Annotated in this window: 16 protein-coding genes and 1 pseudogene; 8 read left to right on the plus strand and 9 right to left on the minus strand. The window is 37.4% G+C overall.

Annotated elements, in window-relative coordinates; all coding sequences use genetic code 11:
• Together BUB87_RS12185 and BUB87_RS12190 are read left to right on the plus strand one after the other, a co-directional pair.
• A partial coding sequence (locus BUB87_RS12185) for an RNA-guided endonuclease TnpB family protein (RefSeq protein ID WP_084111292.1) occupies nt 1-718 on the plus strand: 718 nt, incomplete at its 5' end.
• 15 nt (nt 719-733) lie between these two features.
• Nucleotides 734-1,621 carry an ABC transporter permease gene (locus BUB87_RS12190; protein ID WP_073345878.1) on the plus strand — a complete coding sequence of 296 codons (888 nt, stop codon included), beginning with the start codon at nt 734-736 and terminating at the stop codon, nt 1,619-1,621.
• 19 nt (nt 1,622-1,640) lie between these two features.
• Here BUB87_RS12190 and BUB87_RS12195 read toward each other — a convergent pair whose 3' ends face one another.
• On the minus strand, nt 1,641-2,558 hold the full coding sequence (locus BUB87_RS12195; RefSeq protein ID WP_073345880.1) for a carbon-nitrogen hydrolase family protein: 918 nt from the start codon (nt 2,556-2,558) through the stop codon (nt 1,641-1,643).
• 322 nt (nt 2,559-2,880) lie between these two features.
• Between BUB87_RS12195 and BUB87_RS12200 the strand changes: the two genes are divergently transcribed.
• Nucleotides 2,881-4,713, plus strand: a complete 1,833-nt coding sequence (locus tag BUB87_RS12200; protein ID WP_073345883.1) for an ABC transporter ATP-binding protein — start codon at nt 2,881-2,883, stop codon at nt 4,711-4,713.
• Nucleotides 4,714-4,827: 114 nt separating this feature from the next.
• Here BUB87_RS12200 and BUB87_RS12205 read toward each other — a convergent pair whose 3' ends face one another.
• Nucleotides 4,828-5,823, minus strand: coding sequence for a glycoside hydrolase family 5 protein (locus BUB87_RS12205; protein ID WP_073345884.1), 996 nt, complete (start codon nt 5,821-5,823; stop codon nt 4,828-4,830).
• Between the two features lie 163 nt (nt 5,824-5,986).
• On the opposite strand from BUB87_RS12205, the gene BUB87_RS12210 reads away from it, so the two are divergent.
• On the plus strand, nt 5,987-6,451 hold the full coding sequence (locus BUB87_RS12210) for an NUDIX domain-containing protein (RefSeq protein ID WP_073345907.1): 465 nt from the start codon (nt 5,987-5,989) through the stop codon (nt 6,449-6,451).
• 61 nt (nt 6,452-6,512) lie between these two features.
• On the opposite strand, the gene BUB87_RS12215 is transcribed toward BUB87_RS12210, so the two are convergent.
• From BUB87_RS12215 to hflX, 3 genes are read right to left on the minus strand one after another with little or no spacing between them, the layout of a single operon-like run.
• Nucleotides 6,513-7,313 (minus strand): ABC transporter permease subunit, encoded by an 801-nt coding sequence (locus BUB87_RS12215; protein WP_073345887.1) that lies wholly within the window; start codon nt 7,311-7,313, stop codon nt 6,513-6,515.
• A 1-nt stretch (nt 7,314) separates the two neighbouring features.
• Nucleotides 7,315-8,205: an ABC transporter ATP-binding protein gene (locus tag BUB87_RS12220; protein WP_073345889.1), complete on the minus strand. Its 891-nt coding sequence runs from the start codon at nt 8,203-8,205 to the stop codon at nt 7,315-7,317.
• Nucleotides 8,206-8,228: 23 nt separating this feature from the next.
• The gene (hflX, locus tag BUB87_RS12225) at nt 8,229-9,470 is read right to left on the minus strand and encodes a GTPase HflX (RefSeq protein WP_073345892.1); all 1,242 of its coding nucleotides are present in this window, start codon (nt 9,468-9,470) and stop codon (nt 8,229-8,231) included.
• 290 nt (nt 9,471-9,760) lie between these two features.
• Between hflX and BUB87_RS12230 the strand changes: the two genes are divergently transcribed.
• Together BUB87_RS12230 and BUB87_RS12235 are read left to right on the plus strand one after the other, a co-directional pair.
• Complete coding sequence (locus BUB87_RS12230; protein ID WP_073345894.1) at nt 9,761-11,536, plus strand: ABC transporter ATP-binding protein; 1,776 nt, start codon at nt 9,761-9,763, stop codon at nt 11,534-11,536.
• A gap of 73 nt (nt 11,537-11,609) precedes the next feature.
• Nucleotides 11,610-13,367, plus strand: a complete 1,758-nt coding sequence (locus BUB87_RS12235) for an ABC transporter ATP-binding protein (RefSeq protein WP_084111294.1) — start codon at nt 11,610-11,612, stop codon at nt 13,365-13,367.
• Nucleotides 13,368-13,385: 18 nt separating this feature from the next.
• Here the strand turns inward: BUB87_RS12235 and asrC are convergent, their stop codons facing one another.
• The 3 genes from asrC to asrA are packed head-to-tail and all read right to left on the minus strand — an operon-like array spanning nt 13,386 to nt 16,240.
• Complete coding sequence (gene asrC, locus BUB87_RS12240) at nt 13,386-14,399, minus strand: sulfite reductase subunit C (RefSeq protein ID WP_073345896.1); 1,014 nt, start codon at nt 14,397-14,399, stop codon at nt 13,386-13,388.
• A gap of 16 nt (nt 14,400-14,415) precedes the next feature.
• The gene (asrB, locus tag BUB87_RS12245; RefSeq protein WP_073345899.1) at nt 14,416-15,207 is read right to left on the minus strand and encodes an anaerobic sulfite reductase subunit AsrB; all 792 of its coding nucleotides are present in this window, start codon (nt 15,205-15,207) and stop codon (nt 14,416-14,418) included.
• Entirely contained in the window at nt 15,200-16,240 is a 1,041-nt protein-coding gene (gene asrA, locus BUB87_RS12250; protein ID WP_073345902.1) for an anaerobic sulfite reductase subunit AsrA, read from the minus strand. Before asrA ends, asrB begins: the two co-directional genes overlap by 8 nt.
• A 228-nt stretch (nt 16,241-16,468) precedes the next feature.
• On the opposite strand from asrA, the gene BUB87_RS12255 reads away from it, so the two are divergent.
• Nucleotides 16,469-16,639: a CDIF630_02480 family spore surface protein gene (locus BUB87_RS12255; protein ID WP_073345904.1), complete on the plus strand. Its 171-nt coding sequence runs from the start codon at nt 16,469-16,471 to the stop codon at nt 16,637-16,639.
• Nucleotides 16,640-16,785: 146 nt separating this feature from the next.
• Nucleotides 16,786-17,271, plus strand: coding sequence for an NUDIX domain-containing protein (locus tag BUB87_RS12260; protein WP_159432414.1), 486 nt, complete (start codon nt 16,786-16,788; stop codon nt 17,269-17,271).
• A 718-nt stretch (nt 17,272-17,989) separates the two neighbouring features.
• Here the strand turns inward: BUB87_RS12260 and BUB87_RS14215 are convergent.
• Nucleotides 17,990-18,155: pseudogene (locus tag BUB87_RS14215) on the minus strand (IS110 family transposase); the annotation flags it as partial.

The following is an 18,155-nucleotide window of genomic DNA, read 5'->3' on the forward strand; positions in this document are numbered from 1 at the left end:
CATGAGCATAGATTTGGGTATAAATAACCTTATGACATGCTATATAACAACAGGGAAAACATTTATCATATCAGGGAGGCAATTATTAAGCATAAACAGATATTATGACAAAAAGATAGCATATTATCAATCCATAGCATATGCTCAGCAATCAGCGAGTGGAAACAAATACCCCAAAGACACGAAGAGAATACAGAAATTATATGCAAAGAGAAAGAAACAGATAAACCATCTACTTCATGCCGCCGCAAAAAAAGTTATAGAACTTGCAGAAAAAGAAGGTGTAACAAAAATAATAATAGGGGATATAACTTACATACGAGAGAACAAAGATATGGGACATATAAACAATCAAAAATTCCACAAATGGCCATTTAAGAGAATAGAAAGCTTGATAACATACAAAGCAGAAGATAAAGGAATAAGGGTAGAAAAACAAGAAGAAAGCTACACAAGCCAATGCAGTCCTTATGAAGAAGAAGTAAGTGAAAAAACCGCGAAGAAAACAAACCGCAAACAAAGAGGGCTGTATATTATTGAAAACAGACTACTCAATGCTGATTGTGTAGGAGCATATAACATAATGAAAAAGTATCTGCGAAGGATAGGAAGACCTATCACGGCAGTAGTGGGGTTGGACACCCCAGTTGCGTACCGATGGGACTTTTATCGAGGTTTCATCGGGAGCACGAAGCGCGCCAATTCATTGGCGATGTAGTTCACAAATGCTGATGTGGAAGTAGGCTATATCATCCCAAAGGGATTCTCAAAGCGTATCGAAACCAGTGCAAAAGCTAAAATACAGGTTGTCAAATTGGGTGAAAATCAGAGCGCTACCACTATATCAACGATTATGAACGGCTATATATCCAAGATAAGGACGGCCTATATCACCGCAGATACCGTTAAAAAACAGCTAAAAGACGGGGGGATTTTCGACAATGTATATACAGAAACCCTTGCAAAATTAAATAAACCTGCAGCCACTGTAAAAGTTGAAGAGATAACGAAAAACACAGTAAGGCAAAATGATAAGAAGTCTTATTCGCCCAATGTAGGGTTTGTAGTAATGTTTGTGATGTTTATGATCACATTTGCTATGGGTGCAATTTTACAGGAAAAGAAAGAGGGTACATGGGGAAGACTGCTTTCTACTCCAACATCCCCATTTGAGATACTGGGAGGACATTTTCTGGGAGTTTTCGCACAGGGATATATACAGATGTTTATATTGGTGGTTTTGACTTCAATTTTATTTAATACCTACTGGGGAAATTCATACTTTCTCCTTTTTATAGTTATGAGCGCTTTTTTGTTGGCTGTCATGGGGCTGGGTCTTATGCTTTCGGGCTTTGTCAGGACCTATGCTCAGCTAGGTGCCTTAGGACCAATAGTCATAGTACCTACTTCTATGATCAGCGGTATCTATTGGCCGGTTGATATCATGCCTGATTTTATGCAAAAATTAGCTTTATTCATGCCTCAGTACTGGGCTATGAAAGGAATAGCTTCCCTGGTACTTGGAGGAGGGGATTTTACAATTATACTTATGCCTGTGCTGATTCTTTTGGGATTTGCAGTCGTGTTTTTTACCATAGGGATAGGGCTTTTGAGGGAGTAACCATTGTATGGAAAAAACTTTATCTTCGCGCTTCTTTTCTTATGAAAGGTTCATTTACCTCGGGTGATATAAGCATCGTATATCGATCGGGTTTTCTGAATGCATTTCCCCAAGTTTCCCGACTTCTATAATCTCGCAATTTATCGATATCAAACTCTGCTATATATATTCCCTCGTTTTTTCCGGCCTTGATGACAAGCATATCTCTTGATTTGCCATTTTCGTCATATGCCATTCCATCGTACGCCATGGAATTTCCATGTTCTTCACCTGCATAGTTTGCCAGGGCAATTGCCACCATATTTTCAAAAGCTCTCGCCCTTAGTTGAGCAGTTCGGTTAATGTCCATTTCACAGGCGTTAGGTATTAATATAATCTCAGCACCTTTTAGCATCAGTATCCTTGCGCTTTCGGGGAATTCCCTGTCGTAGCATATCATGGCTCCGACTTTTATATCGCCGCTTTTTGTATTTAAATCGCATACATAGAAATCTTCACCTGGCGTGCACGCTGCCTCTAAAGAAAAGTCGCATGTATGGACTTTGGCATATGTCATGACAATCTTGCCGTGCCTATCTATGAGTGCTATTGAATTTCTCGGCAAACCAGGCCATTTTTCCAGATAAGTTATTGCAATGGCCATATCTAATTCTCTGGCCAGATTAGTGAAGTGCACAATAAAATCGTCATTCTGGTTTATAGCCTGTTCCTTCCATTTTTCTCTCAATTTCGGGTATTTAGGGTTGAAGGGGTCGTAGTCGTGTTCCCAAACTTCGTGATGATAGGGTGTGTAGCCGATATTCCACATCTCGGGGAAAAGGGCTATATCAGCACCCAATTTGCTGGCCTTGCGGCAAAATTCATCACCTTTTTCAAGGTTTTTTCGTTGATTGTTTCCATGAGGAAACATTTGCAGCAGTGCGACTTTAATTATCATAAACTTTACTCCTTTTTTATATTTTATTAATATTCGAAGGATATATTGCTAAAAATAATTATACCATATTTTAGTCATCAAACATCTTAATCTGTGATTCGTGATTTAGATGTTCCCTAAAAGTCGCTTGCCGATGTTATTGAATTTTTTCGCAAACAAGCTATTTTTGTAAATATTATAAATTACGGATCGAAGATCCTAATTTTAAACCTTGACATACATAAAAAAAATTATAATTATGATAGTAAGGACTTACTATTTATGTTAATATTTAATTAGCATTTATTGCTGATTGTAAGGCAAATGGGGGAGGTTTTATACGATGTATAGTAAAACAAAGACTTTTCTTTACAGATTTTTTTATACTTTTAAACTCATATGGGATACCAGTCCTGCGATATATTTATTGAAAGTACTCACGACACTTTTTAACGGCTTGCAACCGGTTGTCGCAGTTTATCTTACCAAGCTCATCGTAGATGCCATAGTTGCAGGGATCCGGGCGGGAGATTTTCAGCCTTACTATAGAAGAATTATTTTTTATGTAGTACTTCAGATAGGGATATTGTTTATAAAATTTGTTATTACTAACATTAGTCAGCTGATAGATACTGTGTTCGGCGATATACTGGCAAGCCACATAAGGATACAGATAATGAATAAGGCTAAAGATGTGGATTATATTTACTTTGATATGCCTGAATTTTATAATAGTATGGAAAATGCAAATCGTGAAGCGGGCTACAGGCCGATGAGCATCATGTCTAATGCTTTTGGCTTTTTGAGTACTTTAATAACCTTTTTAGGTTTTGCTGCAGTGATATCAAGATATAGTGTTTTAGTTATGTTACTTGTTATAATCCTGTCTATACCTGCCAGCATCGTTGATAATAGGTTTCGAAAAAAGATATTCAGTATTATGAGTTCTAAGTCAAAGGAAAGGCGCAAGCTTGATTACATAGCTAATCTGTTGACTTTAAAGGATTATGCCAAAGAGGTAAGGCTTTTTGATCTGGGCGGATACTTTATTGGTCGATACTTAAGCGTATTTAAAGAATACATAAAGGACTACAGCAGGGTTATAACATGGCAGAGCATATATTCTACAATAGCACTGGCGGTTTCGTTTTTAAGCGTAGGTGTTGCCAGCTTAATGATAGGGGCTGACGCGTTAAGAGGAAAAATAAGCATTGGCGATTTTACGATGTACTTTGGCGCTTTAACAGATATGAGAGCAAGCTTAAATAGCATATTATTTGTTTCGGGATTTCTTTATGAAGGTATGCTTTTTATGGGCAATCTGATATCCTTTTTAAAGGGAGCACCGCAAACGTCGCAGCAAAATTCGAAAGTCCAATATGCTCCATTAAAGAAAGGACAGCATACTATAGAATTTGTGGATGTATCTTTCAAATATCCTGGGAGTGATAGATACGCCCTTAAAAATATAAATCTGAAAATAGATCCCGGGCAGACTGTAGCGCTGGTTGGATTGAATGGAGCAGGTAAGACGACGCTTATAAAGCTGATGATTGGCCTTTATGATCCTACGGAAGGACGTATACTCATAGATGGAAAGGACATAAAAGAATACAACAGAAAAGAGCTTCAGTCCATTTTCGGCGTAGTTTTTCAAGATTTTTGCCATTACGCCTTTACGTTGGGAGAGAACATTGGCTTTGGTAAGATTGAGAATGTTGAAGATGAAGATATGATAAGAGAGGCAGCAAAAAAATGCGGAGTGGACGAATTTGCAGAAAAATTGCCCAAGGGATATAAAACCCATCTCACAAGGAATTTTGAGCTTGATGGCGTTGACCTATCTATAGGACAATGGCAGAAGGTGTCTATAGCAAGAGCGTTTTTCAGGCAGGCAGATGTGCTTATTTTGGATGAACCTACGGCGTCTTTGGACCCCCAAGCGGAATATGAAGTATACCAGCAATTTGAGCAGTTAAAAGGCGACAAGACCACTGTATTTGTATCCCACAGGCTATCCAGCACCACTCTGGCTACAAAAATAATATTTTTAGACAACGGCAAAATTAAGGAAATAGGTAACCACCAGCAATTAATGGAAAAGAATGGTGAGTACGCAAAATTATTTAAAATGCAAGCAGAAAGGTATCAGGACAAAAAAGCTGTAAATGCGTAAACAGAAAGTATTTATTTAAAGTAGATCGGCTTTATAGTAAATAGTAAGTATTATTAAGTTACAAAAAGGGATTTTAAAAAGGGGATTTACAATTTCCCCTTTTTCTTGTCTATTTTATCTGCACATATTCTCTAAAAGGAGGTCCAGCAATTCTCTATCGACATTAAATCCATGATAGTGTTCATATTTGGCACCTGGCCGCCCATGCTCTACAATTCCAAAAGGTCCCTCAAAATTCCACAGGGAGTATCCCCATTTAAATTCTTTATACAGGCTTAAAAGATCTTTAAACCAACGCAAGGCGACATCGTTGGGTGTCTTATTAAAGCACCCAAATTCACCGATATGTACTTTAACCCCTCTCTGCTGTAGCTCCAGCCATGGTTTATAATAATCCCGCAAGGTTTCTTTATTCCACACCTTACCGCCCCAAACCAGATCAGGATATGTTGGTTCTGGTAACCCTTTATAACCATCCCACCACATCGCCTGGTAGTGTGTTAAAGCCATGGGTTGATAACCTCTGCCACTGTGGATAACGCCTAAATCAGCCAGCTCGGGCATGGCGATGTTGCCTCCACCCAGACCGTCTATGACGATTTCACGATCTGGATCTATCTGACGTATAGCATTCACCGTACGGGTTATTATAGCCGCGTGATTTTCACGGGTCATTCCGTATTGGCCAATGTTTGGCGGTTCATTTACAAGATCAAAGCTAAGATATTTGCTGGAAATTCCTTTGTATCTCTTAGCAAAGAGTTCCCATTGAAAGACAAAACCATCCTGTGCTATTTTATCCTGCCAGAGGTTATCCCGCTCTATATCGTTGCGATTTATACAATAACCTGGTGCTCTGTGTAAATTTAAACACATGTGTATGTTGCGCGACTGGCATTCGTGCAAGTATGAATCAATATACTCGAAAACTTGCTCATCGGGATGGAAATAGTCGAAATTTTTCGTCCAAAACCGATAATCGGTGGGTATTCTGACAAAGTTAAATCCCATTTCTGCTAAAAAATCCAATGCGCGCTTATCTGGCGGCTGCGGTTTCTTTCCTTCCTCCCAAACATACATCCATTGAAAATTAAAACCATACTTTTCCATTATTCTCCCCTCTTTCTTTCTTTTTTAATTCCGCTTTTCACATACCAAAACAGCAATCTATACGGTATAATATAATTATAACACGCTTACTTGAAGACACAAAATTCTGATATCCTCAAATGATTGTAAACCTGCATAGAGGGGAGGGGGTGGTAATTTGGATATGAAACCAATACGAAATTCTGCAAAAGCTCTTATCATACAGGATGGCAAATTGCTGTGTACAAAGAATAAAGATCAATTTGGCATTTTTTATTTACTTCCTGGCGGGGGACAGGAACCGGGAGAAACAATTGTAGATGCTCTAAAAAGGGAATGCCAGGAGGAGATTTCCGCGGAAATAGCAATAGGCGATTTATTATTTGTACGGGAGTATATCGGCAAAAACCATGAATTTGCAGAATGGGATTCAGATATACACCAAATTGAATTTATATTTAGTTGCGCTTTAAAATCGCCAATAGGGGATCTAAAGACAGGCAATGTACCTGATGTATGGCAGATTGGCATCGAATGGATCCAACTGTCCAGATTAAACGAATACAGGATTTACCCAAGTGTATTAAAGTCTGCAGTTACGCCAGAAGGCATTTTTTTTGATAAGGTATACCTGGGAGATGTAAATTAAGGTAATGATAGTACATATGCTAAGAGGAAATAAAGAGATTATTAATCGAAAGGATATAATCTTAAGCTATTATATCCTTTCGATTATATATTATGTACGCTGCTGATATGGATACGACGACCACTATAAACATAATCCACATATATATACTGTCTATTCTCTTATTAAGTATCAAATCAGCTGCATCAACGTACTTAAATGGCGTAAGGTATTTTAAATTTTCTAGTTTATCTGTTAAACCTGAGGCAATACTCAAAAAATAACTTCCCAGGACGACGCCTAGTGAAATGGACATGGTGGTTTTGGCTTTTATTACAAAAGTGGAAATTAAAAATCCTATTGCCGCAAACGTCAGATGGGCTAATAGAGGGCCAGCCGATATGAGCAAGAAGGCTTTCATATCGTAGCTGCTTTTTTTGACTATTTCAAAAAACATGTAATTTGTTAAAGAAAATATCAGATCAAATAAAAATATATAAAGCCCTGTGCAAAGGAGTTTACCTGTAACCACATCTGAACGGGTTATGGGTTTTGAAAGCAGAAATTCAATAGTTTTTTCGCTTTCTTCTTTTGATAATATGCTGGAGGCTAGAATCATCGCATATATACTTCCAAAAAGCATGATGAACGTATATGCTTCTGTACCGTAATATCCCAATATATTGCTGAAACTCAGTCTATTCATATTGAAAGCAGCTAAAAGCGCTTTGGGATATGCTTTCAGGATGGCTTCAAATTGTTTAGATTGTTCGGCAATAGTTGGATAAAAAAGTATTAATAAAGCATTTAATGAAACCATAGATGCTGTCCATATTATAAAGCTTTTAATATTCCTTTTTAATTCTCTAAAAAATATGTTCATATTAACCTACCTCTTTTTCATAATAATGCATGAATATTTCTTCAAGGGATGGATCTTCTATTGATAGATTTTCAATATCATATTGAACAAGTTGTTTAATAAGATCATTTATTTTACCGATGTAGAGAAATTCGACAAACCGTTCGTTTTTACTTATACTCACCATCCCTGGTATTTTAATGTGATCAACCATTTCGATTTTGCTAAATTCTAGTTTTATTCGCTTAAAATTATCTGACATCAGCTTCTCCATTTCTTCAACCTTTAGAATTTTCCCTTCTTTTATAATCGCTACTCGGGTGCACAGTTTTTGGACTTCGCTCAATATATGGGAAGAGAAGAATATAGTTACTCCTTTTTTGTTTTCTTCTCTTAAGACCTCAAAAAATCTGTTTTGCATAAGAGGATCAAGGCCCACTGTGGGTTCGTCCAGTATCAATAGTTTCGGCTCATGCAAAAGTGCCTGTATGATGGCCACCTTTTTCTTATTACCAAATGATAGCTCTTCTATCCTTTTATTAAGGGGCACTTCAAATACGTCGCTGAGATAATTTATCCTCTTGCTACAGTCTTTTTTATAAAATTTTGCGGAATACTGAAGGATGTCTTTAATTTTCATATCATCATAATAATTTACTTCTGAAGGAATATAGCCCAGGTTCATTTTTATTTTATGCGATTCATTTGTGCAATCCATATCAAATATCTTGGCACTGCCACTGGTAGGATGCAAAAAGCCTAATAGAGTCCTTATTGTTGTGGATTTTCCCGCTCCATTCGGGCCAATGAAGCCAAATACCTCGCCTTCTTTGACATTAAAACTGACATCAATTATGCCTCTGGATCTACCATAGTACTTGGTCAATTTATTGATTTCAATGACATTTTTCATATAAATACCTCCAAAAACTGTATCTACAAAATAAAGCCTTTTAATTTATATTTGATGCTTGGTCTCACTTCTGCCTTTACATAGATTCCTTTCTCGCCATATTTTTCTTCAATAATTTTTGCATTTTCCTTTAAATAGTTATATTCGCTTATATTTTTATAAGGAATATTAAATTCAATAATCTCAACATCTGTGAATACCAGGTCATCTATTGCTTTTAATAAAACATCCAGACCTATTTTTTCTTTGGCGGATATATAAATGTGTTTATCATCATTTTGCGGCACAAAGTCTAATAAGTCTATCTTGTTGTACACATTTAATATTGGCTTTTCAGCAGCTCCCAGATCGTACAGCACATTTTGAACCACTTTTATTTTTTCTTCCATGTCCTTTGAGGTAATATCTATTACATGGAGCAGGATATCGGCGTATTTTGCTTCTTCCAGCGTGGATTTAAATGCCTCAACGAGGTCATGGGGAAGCTTTCGAATAAACCCGACTGTATCGGTTATTATGACATTCCTTCCCGAAGGCAAGGTAAGCCTTCTGGACGTTGGGTCCAGAGTGGCAAAAAGTTTATCTTCAACGTATACGTTGGCATCGGTAAGAGCGTTGATAAGAGAGGATTTACCGGCATTTGTATATCCGACTATTGCTACTATAGGTATCTCATTTTTCCTTCGTCTCTCCCTGAGTAAATTTCTGTGCTTTTTTATTTCATCGAGTTGTTTTTCAATGGCTTTTATTCTGTTTCTAATATGCCTTCTATCGGTTTCAAGCTTTGTTTCGCCAGGACCTCGTGTACCTATACCGCCACCCAAGCGAGATAATTCAGTGCCTATACCTATAAGCCGTGGAAGGCGATATTTAAGCTGTGCCAGTTCAACCTGCAGCATACCTTCCTTTGATCTGGCCCTTTTTGCAAAAATATCGAGAATTAAATTGGTTCTGTCTATGACCTTTACCCCAAGTGCATCTTCAATATTCTTAAGCTGTATGCCGCTTAGTTCATCGTTACAGATGACTAAATTGGCGTTGGTAGCGTCAATGTAATGTTTTACCTCTTCAATTTTACCCCTTCCGATATAAAAAGCTTTATCGATGACATGGCGCTGTTGAATCACTTCTCCAACAACTTCAGCTCCAGCAGTCTTTGCCAGCTCTTTTAATTCCTCTATGCTTTCTTTATCTGAGTCATTCAATATTGCTGCTACAAGGATAGCCTTTTCTACTTCTATGTTATTATTAATGATTTTTTCCATACATTCACCTCTTTTACCGCAGTACACATTTGCCATATTCTTCACTTTACATTATTGTAACACATATGTAATGATTTCTCTATATTTACAGACAAACAGCTTACTTCCGATTTTGGATTTAAATAATTTTGCAGCATTCAAATTGCAAACTTAAGGCAATTAATAATTTGCTTGATTTTTATTTTAATAAATATTATAATGAAATTAAATTATATTAAGCAATAGGTTAAATATATTAATGTGTAATCATGATATAAGGTAGGTCAAGTAATTAAGGGGGGATTTGTCAAATGACTGAAGCTCAAGAGAGGGATGTTGTATCATGGAAGGTGATAAAACGTTTGTTGCTTTTTATTAGGCCTCACATGGTTTGGCTGATTTTAATGGTCATTACGTCTCTTGTTTTAGCGGGTCTTAATATTTTGAATGCTTACGCGTTAAAAGGAGCGATAGATGCTACATTATCCCATGCTATGGGGCAACTTTCGAAATATCTATACCTTGTAATAGCGGCTATGGTAGTGGAAATACCCGTATCTATGCTGAGGACTTATGCTACAGGAAGATTTTCTGAGAAGAGCCTTTATGATATCAGACAACATACCACAGAGCATATAAGTAAGCTGCCGGTTTCATATCTTGAAAAACATCCATCAGGTGACCTTGTTTCAAGGCTTACCAATGATATTTCCCTGCTACAGGGATTTCTTCAAGGGAGTTTAAGCGAGTTAATATCACAGCCTCTGACATTTATAGCAGCTGTCATATATGTATTTATTATAAGCTGGAAGTTGACCCTATTTAGTATTGTAGCAGTACCATTACTTATGTGGCTTACAATAAAGCTGAGCGAGCCTATAGAGAAATACACCAAAAGTCAGCAGGAGTCTTTATCGAATGTTAATTCTATTGCTCAGGATTCTATATCGGGTCTTGTAGTTACCAAATCTTTTACCCTTGAGGGTGTTATGCTTAGAAAATATAACGACGCTGTAGATAAGGCGCTGAGTAAGGCTTTGAAAGTTGCGAAGGTGCAGGCTGTTTTAGAGCCTGTAAGAGCTTTCATGCAGATGGCACCTTTTATGGTTACTTTTGCCTATGGCGGGTATCTGGCTATAAACAATCAGATGACATTTGGTGGTGTTTTGGCTTTTATAAACCTATTAAATTTTGTTGTAAATCCTATTACATTGATACCCAGGCTGATAAGCTCTTTTAGATCCACGACTGCTGCAGCCAGAAGAATTTTTGAAGTGTGGGACGAACCGCAGGAGAGATCTGACGGCAAGGTATTTTCTGTGGATAAAAATGCGGCGGCGATATCCTTTGATAATGTGTGTTTTTCTTACAACGAAAATGAAAAATTGCTTTTTGATCACTTGAGCTTTGAGATATATAGCGGTGAAACCGTGGCTCTTGTAGGGCCCAGTGGTTGTGGCAAAAGCACGGTGTTAAAGCTTATAACGGGTTTTTATAAGCCAACGACAGGTAGGATATTAATTTATGGTCACGACATGGAAGAATGGAGTTTAGAGGGTGTTCGCGATTTGATATCGGTGGTATCGCAGGATACATATCTTTTCCCAGATAGCATATATGAAAATATAGCTTATGGGAAAAAAGATGCATCGGAGAGTGAGATAAAGGAGGCGGCAAGGTTAGCAGGTATACATGATTTTATAGAGAATCTTCCAGATAAATATAACACTATGGTCGGCGAAAGGGGCGTGAAGTTATCAGGAGGGCAAAGGCAAAGAATAGCTATCGCGAGGGCCATTCTCAAAAATGCGCCGATACTGCTGTTAGATGAAGCTACATCGGCTCTGGATACAGAATCGGAGTACTATATTCAGCAATCCCTTGAAGATTTGATGAAAGGTAGAACCAGTCTGGTGATCGCCCACAGGCTTTCTACCATAAAAAATGCCGATAGGATTTTGGTAATGAACAATGGTAAAATTGTAGAAACGGGGACCCATGATGAACTCTACAATAGTGATAGCCTTTACAGACAGCTTTATTTAAAGCAATATCAGCTGGATGAAGAAGCTAATGGTGTGGCATAACAATCATTAGTGAATTAAAGGCTGGTATATTAAGGCGGGCATTTAGCGAGCATTTATTAAGGGGGGTTTAGATGTGATACTTAAAAACAACAGGCTGCTGAGGCTTCTGTCTTATATGGGTCCGAGGTTGGCATTATATATTCCAACTCTAATAATCAGCAGCTTTCAATCTTTGGCATTTAACTATTTTGCATCGATAGGCCTCAAGTTTTTAGCAGATGCAGCAGTACGACATGATAGGGCTCTTCTTTTAAAAAGCTTAATGTACTTGGTTTTTGGGCCACTCGCTATAATGGTTATTGCGCCCTTCGTCTCTTACGCTTTTGATTATTGCGCTAGAAAAACTACAGCTGATATAAGAAAAAGGTTGTTTGAGCATATTCAGAAATTAAAAATGAGCTATATAGAAGGCCAACATTCAGGCGACCTTATATCAAGGCTTACTAACGATGTTCAGACGGCTGAGAGCGCTTATAGCTGGCAATTGCTCATGCTTATGATGTCGTTGGTATCGGGTATTGGCTCAGGTATAATCATATTTTATATGAACTGGAAAGTGGCCTTGATCGCTATAGTGATAGGTCTTGCCAATACTTATGTGTATTCCCTGTTTACCAATCCCTTGAGAAAAACCAGCGATGAGGTCCAAAAAGCTCTGTCAAAAGCCACTCAAAAGCTCTCTGATATATTGGCAGGTACCCATGTGATAAAGCTATTTAATATATCAAAAACCATTGTGCAAAAATATGCAGATATAAATGTGCAGATTTACAATTGGGCGATGAGGCGTACGATTCAAAACGCTGAACTCAACGCTATAGGTATATTTTTTGGCTTTATGAGTTTTGTTGGTATTATTGTGATAGAGCTTGTAATGGTTATACATGGGGAGTTAACCTTTGGCACAGCAATCGCGATAGTCCAGATGATGAATGGACTTTTTTGGATGTTCAACGCGGTGGGCAATTTTCTGACACAGATACAAGCATCGTTGGCAGGTGCTCAACGGGTTTTTGATATACTGGATATGCCTGTTGAGCCAATTGTTGTAGAAGAAAAATCGGATTTTCGTGTAAGTGTTACTGCAAGTGAAAATAGTTCTAAGCGAATTGCTGTAGAGTTTAAAGATGTATATTTTTCATATGACAACAGAAATTATGTTCTCAACGGCTTGAGCTTTAAAGTACCTGAAGGTAATGTGGTGGCATTAGTAGGCCCCAGTGGCGGCGGCAAGAGTACGGTGTTTAAGCTGCTTCTCAACTTTTATAAGCCTGATTCTGGCGAAATACACCTTTTTGCTAAACCGCTATCCAACTATAAACTAAGTCAGTTGCGCCGATTGATTGCATATGTGCCTCAGGATAACTATCTTTTCAATGGTACTATTGCTGAGAACATAGGCTATGGCAGACCCGGTGCCTCAATGGACAAGATAGTAGAAGCAGCTAAAGCTGCTTACGCCCACGATTTTATAATGCAATTTCCTAAAGGATATGATACCGAGGTGGGAGAACGGGGAGTCAGCCTATCAGGTGGTCAGAGGCAGAGGATAGCCATAGCTCGTGCTCTTTTGAAAGATGCCCCTGTATTGTTGCTGGATGAAGCCACTTCTTCTCTGGATTCAGAATCAGAGCAACAGGTGCAAAAAGCGCTGGAAGTGTTGATGGAAGGGCGTACTACTATTGTAGTAGCCCACAGGCTTTCAACTATTCAAAACGCCGATATTATTTATGTCATATCCAACGGTAGAGTAGTAGAATATGGCAAACACAGTGAATTGCTCCACAATGAGGGATTGTATAAGGAACTTTATAGTCTTCAGTTTGCATGATATATTGTTATTTTGATATTAAACCTGGGTTACGGGTTTTACATTAAAATTAGACCTGTATTCGGTTTCTGTCCACAATACCCTTTGAGCTACCATAGCTTCTGGATTCAACTTAACATCTTTTAATATCATTTCTTTGAATTTATTATATCCAGCTCTGTCAATGAGGTGTCCGCCATGGATGTATTCGGGTTTGTTGTTCATAACATAAGCAGAAAATGCTTCCCAGTTTTTAAGTACACCTAAAACCACATCTTCTGTAACCCAGTTTAAAAAGATTTTGCCCATACGAGGTGTTTGTTTCCCGGTTCTGCCGCCGATCAATACCCTGTAGAATTTTTTGGGATTTCTGGTCCATGCACCGGTTGGACATACCAGTACGCATTCGCCACACCCAACGCAGCAGCAGGTATCCTTTACGATCTTTCCTTTTTCTACAGATAGCACACCTGTGGCATGATGGGCACATGCTTCTACACATTTTTTGCACCCTATACAGCGTTCATAATCGTACTCTGTTTTTGTAATGCCGATTATGCCAAAATCATTGAAATGAGCTTTAGCACAGTCGTTAGGACATCCTGCTATGCTTATCTTTATATGATAGTCGCTGGGGAATATGACTTTTTCTATCTTTCTGGCAAGGTCAGTTGTATCAATATTGGCTTTTATACAGTGGCGATTTCCTATGCAAGCCATTATATTACGAGCGCCTATAGTTGGATACCCGTTGTCATCAACTACCATATCGACACCGCATAAATTTACTTCAATTTCTTCGATATATGGTCTTATATATTTGTTAACCTCATCTATATACTCATATTTGATCCCTGGTATTGAAATGGTCTGCCTGACTCCCAGGTGAAATTCTCCGTTTCCCCAGGTTTCTGCGATATGCTGAAAAAATGATAGATATTTGGCATCTATAACACCGCCGGGAACGCGCATCTGGAGCATGAACTCACCGCGCACTTTTGACTGACGATAGCAATTTCTTCGAACCTTTTTTACATCTATATCGTAACTCATATAATTATCCCTCCGATTAATCCAACAGATTTTTTGCTTTAGTATAATTAAAGACAGGCCCTTCCAGGCAAACATATGTCTCATTTATCTTGCAATGGCCACACTTGCCGACGCCACAGGACATTTTCCTTTCAAAAGACAACCAGATTTTATCTTCAGGTACTCCGTTCTTTAAACATTCTAAAGCGGCAAAGTGCATCATAACAGGAGGACCTACGATTACTACATTGTAATTCTCAAAGCTGTCAAATGGTATTTTCTTAATGTGTTCTGTAACAAGGCCGACCTCAAAGCCTTCTATCTTATCTTTATCAAGAGTATAAATTGTGTTAAACCTGCTTCTAAAATTATTTAAATCCTCTTTGAAAAGTATACTCTTTTCGTCCTTAAATCCCGCAATGAAATGCAGAGAGTGTATTTCATCTGGATGTTCATAAAAATACTTTAAAAGGCTTCTGACAGGAGAAACCCCGGTACCACCGGCGATGACCACCAAATCTTTACCCTTAAAATCATCTACAGGGAATGAATTACCATAAGGGCCTCGCATAAATATCTTGTCGCCGGGTTTTAAATTGAATATTTCATTGGTGAGTTTTCCTACTTTTCGTATGGTGAGTTCTACCCAATTTTCTCCCATAGAACTTACCGATATAGGACCTTCTCCGATTTTAGGTAAAGACACCTGAAAGAATTGTCCATGCTTTACCTTTGCATTGGTCTCTACCCTGAAAGTATATTCATTTTCTGTTTCGTGTATGATATCGATTATTTTATGGGGAACTGGAAGCATTATATTTTCACTCATTTACTTTACCTCCTTTTTTCCACTTTTCTACTTCATTATACAGGCGATTAATGGTAGCAGGAAAGGATATTAGTTCAGGACATCTTTCATCACATCGTCCGCATCCTACGCACATGTGCTCATCTTTGAAGCGGGCTTTATAATCATAAATTTTATGCAGGGTTCTGAATCTCATCCGCTCTCCCGCGGTTTTCCTGAAGCTCAGTCCACCTGCCATTGTCGTGAAATCTTCGTGCATACAGCTGGCCTGAACCCTTCTCCTCTCACCAACTTTTCCGTTTTCGGTGTATGTTACGTCTAATGTGTTAAAACAGCTACAGGTTATACATACCGCGTTACAGGCTCCACAGCTTATGCACCTAGAATTATAACTTTTCCACATATCGAGGTCGTAGATTTTCTCTAACATTTCCTGGCTATCAATTTCAGGGATGTTAACTTTTGTCGGATTAGAGGTGACGAATTCAGGGGTAAATTCTACTTCTTTTTCATTGGCAAATAAATTGATAAATTCGTCATCTTTTACTTCGATTAATATGTTATCATCGTCAAATCTAACAGCTAAGCTATAGTTATCGGTTTTATTGGAACCCATTGAGACACAGAAGCAACTATCCCAGCCCTCTTTGCATTCCATTAAAATAAATTTTACTTTTTCTCGCAAACGCTTGTAGTAGATATCTTCTGTTCCCCCGTTTTTGAGAAAAATAGTATCAAGTCGTCTAAATCCATTTATATCACAGGGTCGGGCGAATATCAGAATCTTTTTGTCATCCACCTTGCTTTCCATGTATTCATACTCGGTAAAATAGAATAGTGCCTGGGTAATCGGATATATCACTTCCTTTGGTGAAAAATCTGATTTCTCATCGTAGACTACATCCTTAATGGAGTTTATTTCTGCGTATCGAATCAAATCGGTGTCAGAATAACGGCCGCGCTTTTCAAAGCGGACAGGGGCATATACCTTGTACTCTTTTTGCAGTTTTTTCAGGATTTCATCCATTCTTTTAACGTTTACACAGTAACTCATATTCTTCCTCCTCAATACATCAGCTTAATAGCCCTTTAACTTTTTTGAAGAATAATTTACTTTGACAAAAGTATAACACTTGTAAAGTTCCCAGTCCAATAATAAATGTTTATGGTAATTATAATAAACTTTTATAATTAACTTATAAATTCTTAAAAAAGCTATTGCTAATAAGCGGATGAAGTTTAGAGATTTGAATATAATAACCTTGAGGAGGTTGTTATCCCTATGGGTAAACAAAAAAAAGATAAGCATACCAATATACCCAAAGCCATTGAAAAACACGAGACGGCGGCATGGGCCGATATACAAAAGGTAAAACCTGTATCAAATGTTGCTATACCTTCAGAGACCGCTGTAAGAGACGCCAAGGATTGGGTAGATGCCAATCAAAAATAATTGATACTTTTTACAAATCCCCTTTTAAGAGGGGATTTGCTTATAAATTGATAGTAGGATATCTCCCTTTTATTTTTATAATAAATATAATCGTTTGTTGTGATATAATGACATCAAGACAATAGCAAATTATGGTGATGGGAATGATGAAATGGGAAGAATCGTATTTAGGTAGATTGAGAAATGCTATGGGCAATCAAAAGATAATAAATGTGAGCGTTAGGGGAATTATTCAAGATGGCGAAAATAGAGTACTACTAGTAAGAAGAAGGGATAATGGAAAATGGGTTATGCCTGCGGGCAGTTTAGAAATAAATGAATCTGTTTTGGATGGCTTAAAACGAGAGATAAAGGAAGAAACAGGAATTGAGGTAGAAGAAGCTGAACTTATAGCTATTTATTCTGATCCAAAATATTCTTACGTTTCTTGGGGATTTGAATACCAGATGTTAGCTCTTGTATTTCATGTTACTAAATGGTCTGGAATATTAAAGGAACAAACGGATGAAACTTTAGATGCACGATTTTTTGATCTGGAACAATTATCTTTATTGAACTTACCAGAGTTATACATGGAAACAATAGAAGATTTGAAAAAATTTAAGAGAAGTGGTAAAGTTATTCTCAAATGATAAGGACAAAAGTTTTGCTTTTTATAGAGAGAAAGTAAGGTTAATATTAATATATATAGTAATTAATGGTATTATTATTTTGCGATGTAATCACCTCTAGTTAAAGTGGAGGCGTTATATGAATATTGCGGAATTTGAAAAAAGGCGTTGATGAAAGATTAAAACAAATTTCTGTAAGCCGTGCTGATTTTTTGCATACATCTAAGATTATTAAAGAGATATTTCTGAATGGGCTTTTGAAATTTTTAGAAATTATTTGGGATATGTGGCATTTGTTTCTAGTAATTTAAAAAAGAAATTGGAATCTATTATTTTGCATTTTAATTAGCAGAGGTACACAGAATCGCCTGATGGAGTATAATGAACCCATAAGTTAAGATAAAAAATCATCGATTTTAAGAAATATGATAAAATAAAAGTATGAAAAAGGCATATTCACCAGAGTTTAAATCCAAAGTTTTTCTAGAAATTTTGAAAGAAGAGAAGATCTTATCTCAAATCCGGCAAAGGGAGAGCTTTAGACAATATATTTGTTGAGCGTTTATGGTGTTCTCTCAAATATAAGACAAGCGGTGTAATGTCAAGTAGTATTTTTTGGAACCTTGAAAAATAAAGGCCTCAAAAACTCTAAAAAAGGCAACACTTAATAAACCCACCATATATTGGATAATAATGGAAGGAAACTTAGCTGATATTCAGTTAAATGTATTTACTAAATCTATCCATTACCTCCCGGTTGGTAGATTTGGCCTTTGCTCAGCAAGGCAAAGACCAGTCTTACAAGCTTACGTGCCGTTAAGACGAGGGCTCTCTTATGCTGGTGTTTGGTAACCTCATTGTACTTCTTGCAGTAAAAATCAGCATACTCTTTTGCGTGTATCCTT

The sequence above is a fragment of the Caldanaerobius fijiensis DSM 17918 genome, from assembly GCF_900129075.1.
In the GTDB taxonomy this organism is placed as follows: domain Bacteria; phylum Bacillota; class Thermoanaerobacteria; order Thermoanaerobacterales; family Caldanaerobiaceae; genus Caldanaerobius; species Caldanaerobius fijiensis.